Origin of the sequence: Pseudomonas jessenii (genome assembly GCF_002236115.1) — a bacterium.
Taxonomy (GTDB): Bacteria; Pseudomonadota; Gammaproteobacteria; order Pseudomonadales; family Pseudomonadaceae; genus Aquipseudomonas; species Aquipseudomonas jessenii.
Genome location: NZ_NIWT01000002.1, coordinates 949,275 through 960,827 on the forward strand (window position 1 = coordinate 949,275; position 11,553 = coordinate 960,827).

The following is an 11,553-nucleotide window of genomic DNA, read 5'->3' on the forward strand; positions in this document are numbered from 1 at the left end:
TCATTGGCCAAGACGACGTTTGGCCCGTAAGCGCAGGGCCAGATAGGCCATGCAAGCAAGCAGCAGGACCCCGAGGAGGGTGAACAGCATGAGCGCAATTACGTTCTGCGAGAGGTACCACTGCAGATAGCGCAACGGACCCAGGCGCCCGACGTAGTAATCCTGTTCGGCGACCAGCGATTCGACATGCTTGCCCCTGACCGCCACCAGGCTGCCTTGCAATTGCTGGGCATTTTCTTCGCTGCTGAGCAGGGCGTTGGTCACGTCGGCCAGGCCGTCTGGCCTTGTGCCGGCGATAAACACCACGCTGCGGCCACTCTTGAGCGGCGATTCGAATCCGGTCAGATAAGCACTGCCGTCCTCAGCGCTAAACCTGAAGCTGCTGCGCGCTTCGCGTAGATTGGTTTTCGTATCCGGGCTGATCCAGTTGCGCAGGCGCAAGGGCAGGTCAGACAGTTCAAAGTACTGCGCAGCGTCTTCGCCTTTAGCCGGCAGAAGGCTTTGCCATTGCTGTAGCAGCGGCTGATTGTTGCCCGAGGCGAGTACCAGCAAATCCCGGTCGCTTTGCTCGGCCACCTGATCGGCGTGGACCACCTTCACGCCGGTGGCCGGGTAACCGGTGGAGTCGCCGAAGCGGCCCAGCAGGGTCAGATAGGCGCTCAGATCGGCCGGGCCTGGCTCGTTGGGCAGGATCACCGATGTTTCAGACAGGTCGGCCATGCGGGTGAACGGGAAGCCACTGTCCTTGAACACCCCGAGGTTGGGCATGGCCATGAAATGTTCGTACTGGCTGAGGTCCAGGGTCGAGTCCGGGTCGATCACACCGCGCATGTTGTCGATGATGATGTCGCGGCATTCGCCCTGTTTGATGTAGTCATACATGAAGCGAAATTGCAGGCGCGATTGCAGCGCGACTGAATTGAGTGGCAACAGCATGCGCGACGTGCGGGCCAGGCTGTCGTCGGTTTTGAGCATCGACAGCAGGCTGTCGCTGTTGCCCAGTTTCTCGATCGAAGGCAGGTCGATCGACTTGATGAAGGTGTCGTTGAAACTGATCAGCAACGAAGAGTTTGTGGAGACCGGTTGCGGCGTATAGCGGTATTTCAGGTCAAGTTGCGCACCAGGCTCACGCCAGTTGAACAGGTCGGGTGGCAAGCGCAGCGCCACCGTCATTTGTCCCGGGTTGTAACCCGACACATTGAGTTCTGCGGGCTTGGCCAGCTCACCCAGGCGAACCGGGCGATCGGAGGGCAGCCAGTTTGGCGCGTCGTACGGTTGGCGTGGCTTGAGCGAGTCGATCCGGTCGATCACCACGCTCTGCCCGGAAAAGGCCGAGCCGCCGAGGACCAACGCTGTCGCGGCGACCTTGAGATCGGCGCCATCGCGCCCGGAGACGATCAACAGTTTGCCCTGAGCATCATTCGGGTTGCTCATGAGGGTCAATGTCGGCCCCGTGGCCTCTTTGATCGGCAAACCACTCAAGGTCGTTGATTCGTTACCGATGACAAACACCACCGCGTTGCCCTTGGCCGGCAGGCTGGTGAGGCTGGCGGGGAAGGTTGCGCCACGGTAGCTGGCCAGGGCGCCAAACCAGGACGACAGGATCCCGGCGGCCTCAAGTTCAGGACCGCCCGGGCGCGCGGCGAACACGAAGGGCAGTTTCAGGGGCGAGGCGTCCCGACGATCGAACAGGGGAAGCGGCAGAGCGGACAGGTCGTTGGGCTGTTTAATCGACGTTACCTGGAGGCTCAGCTGGCTCTCATTGCCGATCCTGGCCCAAAGGCTGGAGTGCAAAGGGTCTTCACATTGCATCGTGTAATGACCGATGAACTGCAGGCTGAGCCGATTGAATTCGGTGATGGTCTGCGGCGGAATCTGCACGGTCCGGGTCTGCAATTTACCGGCCTCTTCCTTCGGGAGGGGCAGGCTGGCGGCCACTTGATCGTTGATCAGCACGTTGATTTGCGAAAGGTCGGCCAGCAGCGCCGGTGAGTAGCTGTACTGCAGCGTGACCTGTGCAGCCGTGACGACCTCATCGGCGCGCACATCGAAATTCACACTGTCGGTAGCCTCCACGCCTTTTAGGGTCATCGAATAGCTTTTGCCCAGCTCCTTGAGGGTGCGGGTATAGCTGTTGCCCGGGGCATCGGTCACGGGCAACGATGCGACCGGCAACACCGCCGGCTCTGTGGCGCTGATTTGGGCGGCAGCACTCAATGCCCAGCCGTTCCAGCCCACTAGCGAGCAGGCGATCAGCATGAGTGAGCGACGAGGAAGAAAGGTCCGGCGAGTGGAAGGCTTCAAGATCGTTGCGTGTCCGCGGTGGAGTCGATGGGTGATGGAGTGTCGGGGCGTTTGCGCAGCAGCGCGTGGCTGTCCTTCAGGCTTGCAACGAACAAGCGCAGGATGGCGCGTAAGCCAATGCTGCTGACCTCGCGCAATGCCGACATGGGCGCGTCGAGGCGGCCGTTACCCCAGGTATTGGCCCAGGTGTCTGCCCGTGAAAAGGTCAGTCGCACCAGTTCGCTTTGCTGGCGCAGGGTCAGGCCCTCGAATTGCACGCCTGCCACGCCGTCGTTGTTGAAGATCGTTGTTGCGGGAAAGAGGCTTGAAGGCGGCGTGCGCAAAATGCACAGCCGCAGCTTCTCATCGACGCTGAGCTGCACCTGCGGTGGCAGTGCCAGACCCACGCCGTTTTGTGAGAAGTCCTGAGTTTTGCAATCGAACCAGGTGCCGTCTTCGCGGTAGACACGCACGGGCAGGTCAGCGGGCACCCTGGGTTCGTTGCGTACCTGGGAGGACTCAGTGGCCACCGCTACGGCGGTGCTGACGATGATGATGTTGTACACGGTCCAGGCCAGGTTGATCAGCAAGGTCGTGACCTCGGCCGAATCACTCCCGACCAGCTTCATCACGCCAATCACCAGACCGATCATGTTCAAGGTCAGCAGCACGATGTAAGGCCGTGCAAGCTTCCAGTCGAAATAGTCCTTCTCGATGGTGCCGCCCTTGTCGGTCACATTGAACTTGCCCAGCGAAGGGCTGATCAGGGCCAACAGTACCGGTCGCATGATGTACCAGGCCAACACCGACTCATACACTTCGTTCCAGAAGGAATGGCGGAAACGCCCCTGGATGGCGGAGTTGGTCAGGCTGGAATGGAAAATATGCGGCAGTACATAGACCGTGACCATCAACGCCGAGGCATGGAAAATCTGCGCGTCGAAAAACAGATAGGCCAAGGGTGCGGTCAAGAACACCAGCCGGGGCAGGCTGTAGAAAAAGTGCATCATGGCGTTGAGGTAGCAGATGCGTTGCCCCAGGTTCAGACCTTTGCCAAATAGCGGATTGTCGGTCCGAAAAATCTGCGCCATGCCTCGCGCCCAACGTATGCGCTGGCTGATGTGTCGGGAAAGGCTTTCGGTGGCCAGGCCCGCCGCTTGTGGAATGGCGAGATAGGCCGTATTGAAGCCACGGCGATTGAGCTTGAGTGCCGTGTGCGCATCCTCCGTCACGGTTTCGGTGGCGATGCCGCCGACTTCCAGCAAGTGAGTCCGCCGGATGACCGCGCAAGAGCCGCAGAAAAATGCTGCGTTCCACAGGTCGTTGCCGTCCTGCACCAGGCCGTAGAACAACTCACCTTCATTGGGTACCGAGCGAAAGGTATCGAGGTTTTTTTCGAACGGATCGGGTGAATAGAAGAAGTGCGGTGTTTGCAGCAACGCCAGGTTCGGGTCCTTTGAAAACCAGCCCATGGTGATCTGCAGGAAGGAGCGGGTGGGCACGTGGTCGGCATCGAATATGGCGATGAACTCGCCGTCGGTGACTTTGAGTGCTTCGTTGAGGTTGCCGGCCTTGGCATGGTCATTGTTGTCGCGGGTGATGTAGTTGACACCAATCTGCTGACAGAAAGCCTTGAATTCCTCCCGGCGTCCGTCATCGAGCATGTGCACCCGCAGTTTGCCCTCGGGCCAGTCGATGGCCTGAGCGGCAAGCACCACCAGTTTGACGATGCCCAACGCTTCGTTATAGGTGGGAATGAAAACGTCTACCGTCGGCCATTCAGCGGGTGGTTGTTGCAGAAACTGCGGTGTGCGGTGCAGAGGCCAGGCGGTCTGTACGTAGCCGAAGACGAGGATGAGCAAGGCATACAGCTCGGCCAGCACCAGCCCGTAGCCAAATACGGCATCCAGCCAATTGTCGAAGCCCAGGGTGTCGGTCAGGCGCCAGTACATGTAGCGCAGCGAAGCGATCAGCGAGAGGGTGATCAGCGTCAGGATCGCCAGACGCCCGGCTTGCTTGCGAATGATCAGGCTGGTGGCGAAACAGACGGCAGCAAACGCGGCCTGGGAATACAGGTTCAGCGGCGCGGTGAGGATACCCAGCACCAGCAATGCGGCGAAAAACCCGGCTGAGAGCTTCAGGCCTTGGCGCCAACGCTTGGGCCATCGACTGACGTGAGCCTGGAAAGTGTCCAATAGCTCCTCCAGCCACCACGCCTTCGCAGGTGCCTGATTCAGCCGGGCGGTCATGGCGTGCCCTGCAGGCTGGAAGCATCCGCGAAAAGCAGGGCATGGACCGCGCCTGACAGCGAGAGAATATCCTGACAGCCAATGCTCTCAGGTGCGTACTGCAGCAGGTCCCGACCATAGGCCAGCGACTCGTTGAACTGGTGATCGAGGCGAATCGTCCCGATCAGGTTGGCGCCGAGCCGCCGCCGAAACAGCACGCCCATGTCCCTGCAGAACGAACGCGAGTCATCCCGTTGGTTGAGCACATACCGGTGCCGCTGCGCGCGTCTTGGGCTGGTTTCCAGCCACTGGGTCATAGTGTCCAGTGCCAGGTAGGAGGCCGCGTCGGCCACCGTCATTACCAGCACCAGATCGGCGGCGTCGAGTGCCTGTTGCGAATAGACGGTCGCACCCGAAGGAGTGTCCAGGATCACGGTATCGTTTTCGCTGAGGTTCATTGACGCAAGGTGCTGATTCAACCAGTCAGAATCTTCAAGCATCAACTGCTTGAGCAATCGGCGGTCGTTCACCTCGCCAGTGCCGAAGGGCAGGCACTCGCTGTCACTAAAGCCCGGCAGGCAATGAGCGCCCCAGTCTGCGTGCTGTTCTTTGAGCTGGATCAGCCCGGGAACCTGCCGGGTGATACCCAAGTGGCCGGACAGCGCGTTCTGAGGGTCCAGATCAATAGCGATGGTACGCCCGCCAGGGCGCCGAAGGGTTTTTGCGAGGCCGGCGGCGACGGTGCTTTTACCCACTCCACCATTCGCCGAAACGATAGCAATGACCTTCGCCTTGGTCCGCTTGCGAGTTATTTCTGGTAGACCGTCCCGACGAACCTGGTTGAGTTCACGCAACAGGTCGCTCAATCGCTGACGATCGCACGTAGCAGAACTCGCAGGTGGTTTGGTCAGGGGAGGGGATATGGGTGAAGGTTGCGAGAGGACAACATTCTTCACAGGCTCGACCAACGCGCCAACCAATAAAGAAGGCTGTGGCTCGTCCATTAGAAATACAGGGGGTGTTGGTGTTGGTGTTGGGGGAGGCAAGGCCACCGACGGTTCTGGCTCAGCGAGTGCTGGTGTAACCGGGTCGTCTTTGAAATCTTTGTAGTTCGGTTGTATTTCCTGGTAACTCTCCGCATTGGCGCCAAAACGTGTAAAGAGTTTCGCAATATCGTCTACATATTTCATGCGTTGTACCAGTTATGAAATAACTCAGAAACTCAGCATTCCATTAACTTTTAAAAGTTGATGCGTCGTCTTGGCGTTGGCAGAGTGCCATTAATCTAGGGTGTCTACGTCTTAGTGTCAACGAATGTTATAAGAAGTCAGCGAGACTAATTGATGTTGGTCTGACTGTTATTGGGGGGGTGTTATTTGTGGAAGGTATGAGTGTTAGAGTTTGTCCAGTAATCACTGTTCAATAAGGTGTAACAGGATGAAAGGTAATGGGGTTACTTGTCCGGATAAATAATTTTTGGTGCGATGGAGTGTGAATGTTGATCGCCTTCGATGAGAAGAGTGATGCGCAGGATGGTCCGTTTTTACTGGGCTTGAAGATGGGTAAATTGATCCAGGGATGAATATTGATTAACTGTATGGGGTGCCAGGGAGCGAGTTTCAATCACTCCGTCCCGACCCTGTTTTTCAATGAATTAGCCCAGCCTGAGAAGGCTGGGCTTTTTCGTGTCTGAAAATTACCCCTATTTATACCGGCCCTAGCGCCGATCCAGCCAAACCGTTTGTGCATTACAGAATTCACGCACCCCGAAATGCGAGAGTTCACGGCCAAAGCCACTCTTCTTCACGCCACCAAAACTGACACGCGGATCGCTGGCGCTATAGCCGTTGATGAACACGCCGCCGGTTTCAAGTTCGCTGGCCATCTGCCGGGCGAGTTCAACATTGCGCGTGTAGAGGGTGGCGGTGAGGCCGAACTCGCTGTCATTGGCCAACTCCAGCGCATGGGCTGCGTCTCGGGCCGTGATGATTGAGGCCACCGGACCAAACAACTCCTGTTTGAATGATGTCATCTGATCGGTCACGTCGCCGAGTACAGTGGGCTCATAGTAGTTACCTGGGCCTTCAGCCTTCTTTCCACCCATCAGCAACGTCGCGCCTTCTTTTAGTGTGTCGCGCACCTGTTGATCCAGTTCATCGCGCAGATCGAAGCGAGCCATCGGGCCGATATAGGTGGTGGTAGCCAGTGGATCACCGACAACCAGTTGTTGGGTGGCCTCGACGAACTTGCGGGTAAATTCCCGGGCAATGCCTTGCTCGACAATCAGTCGTTTGGCTGCGGCGCAGACTTGTCCGGTGTTCTGATAGCGCCCGATCACGGCGGCTTTTACCGCCTCATCAAGGTCCGCGTCGTCCAGCACGATAAAGGGGTCGGAGCCACCCAGTTCCAATACGCATTTCTTCAGTGCGGCTCCGGCCTGAGCACCGATGGCCATGCCCGCTCGCACGCTACCGGTGAGGGTGACGGCCGCGATGCGTGGATCGGCGATCGCCTTGGATACACCGTCCGGGGTGACGTTGATGACCTCGAAAACACCTTCGGGGAAGTCCGCTTGCTTGAAGGCCTCCAGCAGCAGGTAGGTGCTGCCCATGACGTTTGGCGCGTGCTTGAGCACGTAGGTATTGCCGGCGAGCAGGGTGGGGACCGCGCCGCGCAGGACTTGCCAGATGGGGAAGTTCCACGGCATCACGGCGAGAATCGGGCCCAGGGGGCGATATTCAATGCGTGCCTTGCCGCCTTCCACCAGAGTCGGTTCCGGGCTCAGCATGGCGGGGCCGTGTTCGGCGTACCACTGGCAGAGCTGCGCACATTTTTCAATTTCACCGCGGGCCTGAGCAATCGGCTTACCCATTTCCTGGGTGATCATGTTCGCCATGGCCTGTGCATTGTTGCGCAAAGCCTGACCGAGGTTGATCAACAATTGCGCGCGCTGTTCAACCGGTTTGCCGCGCCAGGCGCGAAACCCGGTAGCGGCCCGCGTCAGCGCGGCCTGTAATGCCGAATCGGATTCGAAAGGGTAATGGCCGATCTGCTCGCCCGTGGCGGGGTTGATCGAAATGGCATGGGTAAGGCTGGATACGTTGGTCATGGCACCGTCCTGCGAGGTAGGAATGTGCTCAGGTTATGGGGCTATATGTTTTCTGGAAACTGAATAATACTGAGCATAACGTTCACGTTTGGAGAATGGCTTGGATCTGGTTCAGCTCGAAATTTTCAAGGCTGTCGCCGAGCACGGCAGCATCAGCGTAGCCGCCCAGCATATCCACCGGGTGCCATCGAATCTAACGACCAGAATCAAACAGCTTGAGCTGGACCTGGGTGTGGATCTGTTTATTCGCGAGAAGAGTCGCCTGCGCCTGTCACCGGCCGGCTGGAGCTTTCTGGATTACGCTCGACGTATTCTCGACCTGGTTCAGGAGGCGCGCGCCACCGTGGCGGGTGAAGAACCGCAGGGAGCCTTCGCCCTGGGTTCGCTGGAAAGTACTGCAGCGGTACGTATTCCAGAGCTATTGGCCGCCTATAACCAGAAGCACGCCAAGGTCGAACTGGACCTGTCCACCGGCCCCTCCGGGACCATGATCGATGGAGTGCTGTCCGGGCGGCTGGCCGCTGCATTTGTCGATGGTCCGGTGTTGCATCCGGCGCTGGAGGGCGTGCCTGCATTCGAGGAGGAAATGGTCCTGATCGCCCCCCTCAACCATGACCCGATTCATCGGGCCAAGGATGTGAATGGCGAAAACATCTATGCCTTCCGCTCCAACTGCTCCTATCGCCATCATTTCGAAAGCTGGTTCGCCAATGGCGTGGCGGTGCCCGGCAAGATTTTCGAAATGGAGTCCTATCACGGCATGCTGGCCTGCGTCAGCGCCGGTGCCGGCCTGGCGCTGATGCCCCGCAGCATGCTCGAAAGCATGCCTGGATGCACGACGGTCAGCGTCTGGCCGTTGTCGGAGTCGTTCCGCTATTTACGCACCTGGCTGGTGTGGCGCAGAGGGACCGTGTCGCAGAGCCTGACGATGTTTGTGCGCTTGCTTGAGGAGCGCGGTGTGGTGTTGATCGATAAATAGCGGAAAGTTAACGGTCTGTGCCGAAAAACCGGATAATGGCGGCCAAATCGTTTAGCTCGTTATTCTGGTAATCGCACATGGAAATCAAGGTCAACTTTCTCGACAACCTTCGACTTGAAGCCAAGTTCGACGACTTCACGGTGATTGCCGATCAACCCATTCGCTACAAGGGCGATGGCTCGGCACCGGGGCCGTTCGATTACTTCCTGGCTTCGTCGGCGTTGTGTGCGGCGTACTTCGTGAAGCTGTATTGCGAAACTCGCAATATCCCCACCGAAAATATCCGCCTGTCGCAGAACAACATTGTTGATCCGGAAAACCGCTACAACCAGATTTTCAAGATTCAGGTTGAATTGCCAGCGGACATTTCCGCCAAGGACCGTCAGGGGATCTTGCGCTCCATCGACCGTTGTACGGTAAAGAAGGTGGTGCAAACCGGGCCTGAGTTTGTGATTGAAGAGGTCGAAAACCTCGACGCCGATGCCCAGGCGTTGCTGATGCCGCACTCGACCAGCGAGGCGGGCACCTACATTGTGGGCAAGGACCTGCCGCTGGAGCAAACCATCGCCAACATGTCGGGCATCCTGGCTGACCTGGGCATGAAGATTGAAATCGCTTCGTGGCGCAATATCGTTCCCAATGTGTGGTCGCTGCACATCCGCGATGCGCACTCGCCAATGTGTTTTACCAACGGCAAAGGCGCGACCAAAGAAGGCGCGCTGGCATCGGCACTGGGCGAGTTTATCGAGCGGCTCAACTGCAACTTCTTCTACAACGATCAGTTCTGGGGCGAGGACATCGCCAACGCGGCGTTTGTGCATTACCCGGACGAGCGCTGGTTCAAGCCTGGCCCGAAGGACGAACTGCCGACTGAAATCCTCGACGAGTACTGCCTGAAGATTTACGACCGGGATGGCGAGTTGCGTGGTTCGCATCTGTACGACACCAACTCCGGCAACACCCAGCGCGGCATTTGTTCACTGCCGTTTGTGCGCCAGTCGGACAATGAGGCGGTGTACTTTCCGTCCAACCTGATCGAAAACCTGTTCCTGAGCAATGGCATGAGCGCCGGCAACACCCTGGCCGAAGCCCAGGTGCAGTGCCTGTCGGAGATCTTCGAGCGCGCGGTCAAACGCGAAATCCTCGAAGGCGAAATGGCCCTGCCGGATGTGCCGCAGGAAGTACTGGCGAAATACCCGGGGATTCTGGCTGGTATCCAGGCCCTGGAAGAGCAGGGCTTCCCGGTGCTGGTCAAGGATGCATCGCTGGGCGGGGAGTTCCCGGTGATGTGTGTGACCTTGATGAACCCGCGTACCGGTGGCGTGTTTGCCTCGTTCGGCGCGCACCCCAGCCTGGAAGTGGCGCTGGAGCGCAGCCTGACGGAGCTGCTGCAAGGCCGCAGTTTCGAAGGCCTGAACGATCTGCCTCAGCCGACCTTCGAAGGTCAGGCGGTGACTGAGCCGAACAACTTCGTCGAGCACTTTATCGATTCCAGCGGTGTGGTCTCGTGGCGCTTCTTTAGTGCAAAACCGGATTTTGAATTCGTTGAGTGGGATTTCTCCGGTCAGGGCGAAAACTCCAATATCGAAGAGGCCGCGACCCTGTTCGGCATTCTCGAAGACATGGGTAAAGAAGTGTACATGGCAGTCTATGAGCACATTGGTGCCAAGGCCTGCCGCATTCTGGTGCCGGGTTACTCGGAAATTTATCCGGTAGAAGATTTGATCTGGGATAACACCAACAAAGCGCTGCAGTTCCGCGCTGACATCCTGAACCTGCACAGCCTGAGCAAAGTCGGCCTGAGATCGCTGGCCCAAGGTCTGGAAAACAGCGAGCTGGATGACTACACCGACATCACCACTTTGATCGGCATCGAGTTCGACGACAACACGCCTTGGGGCAAGTTGACGATCCTGGAGCTGAGGCTGCTGATTTATCTCGCCTTGCAGAAGTTTGATCAGGCCAAGGATCTGGTGGAAGCCTTCTTGCAATACAACGACAATACCGTCGAGCGCGGCTTGTTTTATCAAGCCGTGAACGTCGTGCTGGAAATGCAGCTTGACGATGATCTGGAACTGAGCGACTACGAGGTCAACTTCCGCCGGATGTTCGGCAACGAGCGGATGGACGCGGCGATAGGGTCCGTGGATGGCAGCGTGCGATTCTATGGTCTGACGCCGACGAGCATGAAACTGGAAGGGCTCGACAGGCACCTTCGCCTGATCGAAAGCTACAAAAAGCTGCACATGGCGCGGGCGAGGGTGTCGGCTTTGTTCAACTGATAGCGATAACAAAAAAGCACCTTGGGTGCTTTTTTGTTTTTTGGCCGTCAGTCAATCGTCTGTGCACGTGGGCTGATTTTTTGGCTATGACATGGGTTGTGGCTGCCTATGGGGAAGCTCTTCTATATAGAGGGGCGTTCTGGCTCCTCTATATAGGCGTCCTATGGGTCGGTTTGCTGCATTCTGCAGGATATTGATAGAAAACCCGAATCAGTGCTTGACGGCAGATTGTAGATGTCTATAATTCGCACCACTTCCGGCGCAGTCGAAACGGAAAACTCCTTGGTAAACAAAGAGTTACGCAGTTTTCGGCAGCGGGTTGCTTCAGTTCATCGAAGCCGACAGGGAGTTGAAAAAGAGGTGTTGACAGCAGCGTGTAACGCTGTAGAATTCGCCTCCCGCTGATGAGAGATCTGAAGCGCAAGTGGTTGAAGTTGTTAAGGATTTCCAAGCGAAACTTTGAAAACTTCTGAAAATAATCACTTGACAGCAAATGAGGCTGCTGTAGAATGCGCGCCTCGGTTGAGATGAAAGATCTTAACCAACCGCTCTTTAACAACTGAATCAAGCAATTCGTGTGGGTGCTTGTGGAGTCAGACTGCTAGTCAACAGATTATCAGCATCACAAGTTACTCCGCGAGAAATCAAAGATGTAACCAACGATTGCTGAGC

The 11,553-nt window shown here is 57.5% G+C and carries 6 protein-coding genes; 2 read left to right on the forward strand and 4 right to left on the reverse strand.

Annotated elements, in window-relative coordinates:
- The 4 genes from bcsB to PSJE_RS09090 all read right to left on the reverse strand — a co-directional run bounded on the left by bcsB (position 1) and on the right by PSJE_RS09090 (position 7,620).
- Positions 1–2,304 (reverse strand): cellulose biosynthesis cyclic di-GMP-binding regulatory protein BcsB, encoded by a 2,304-nt coding sequence (gene bcsB, locus PSJE_RS09075; RefSeq protein ID WP_224795407.1) that lies wholly within the window; start codon positions 2,302–2,304, stop codon positions 1–3.
- Positions 2,301–4,532, reverse strand: a complete 2,232-nt coding sequence (gene bcsA / locus PSJE_RS09080; protein WP_090454666.1) for a UDP-forming cellulose synthase catalytic subunit — start codon at positions 4,530–4,532, stop codon at positions 2,301–2,303. Before bcsA ends, bcsB begins: the two co-directional genes overlap by 4 nt.
- Positions 4,529–5,701, reverse strand: a complete 1,173-nt coding sequence (bcsQ, locus tag PSJE_RS09085) for a cellulose biosynthesis protein BcsQ (protein ID WP_090454668.1) — start codon at positions 5,699–5,701, stop codon at positions 4,529–4,531. Before bcsQ ends, bcsA begins: the two co-directional genes overlap by 4 nt.
- Before the next feature lie 527 nt (positions 5,702–6,228).
- Positions 6,229–7,620 carry an aldehyde dehydrogenase family protein gene (locus PSJE_RS09090; protein WP_090454670.1) on the reverse strand — a complete coding sequence of 464 codons (1,392 nt, stop codon included), beginning with the start codon at positions 7,618–7,620 and terminating at the stop codon, positions 6,229–6,231.
- A gap of 100 nt (positions 7,621–7,720) precedes the next feature.
- Between PSJE_RS09090 and ptrR the strand changes: the two genes are divergently transcribed.
- Together ptrR and PSJE_RS09100 are read left to right on the forward strand one after the other, a co-directional pair.
- Complete coding sequence (gene ptrR, locus PSJE_RS09095) at positions 7,721–8,599, forward strand: putrescine utilization regulator PtrR (RefSeq protein ID WP_090454671.1); 879 nt, start codon at positions 7,721–7,723, stop codon at positions 8,597–8,599.
- A gap of 77 nt (positions 8,600–8,676) precedes the next feature.
- A complete protein-coding gene (locus PSJE_RS09100) occupies positions 8,677–10,881 on the forward strand; it encodes an OsmC domain/YcaO domain-containing protein (protein ID WP_090454673.1) in 2,205 nt (734 codons plus the stop codon).
- Positions 10,882–11,553 lie beyond the last annotated feature (672 nt).

What these genes read in the sequence shown, in the direction of transcription:
- PSJE_RS09100 (WP_090454673.1), top strand. Translation starts at nt 8,677, where the DNA reads ATGGAAATCAAGGTCAACTTTCTCGACAACCTTCGACTTGAAGCCAAG.
- bcsA (WP_090454666.1), bottom strand. Translation starts at nt 4,532, where the DNA reads ATGACCGCCCGGCTGAATCAGGCACCTGCGAAGGCGTGGTGGCTGGAG.
- PSJE_RS09090 (WP_090454670.1), bottom strand. Translation starts at nt 7,620, where the DNA reads ATGACCAACGTATCCAGCCTTACCCATGCCATTTCGATCAACCCCGCC.
- bcsQ (WP_090454668.1), bottom strand. Translation starts at nt 5,701, where the DNA reads ATGAAATATGTAGACGATATTGCGAAACTCTTTACACGTTTTGGCGCC.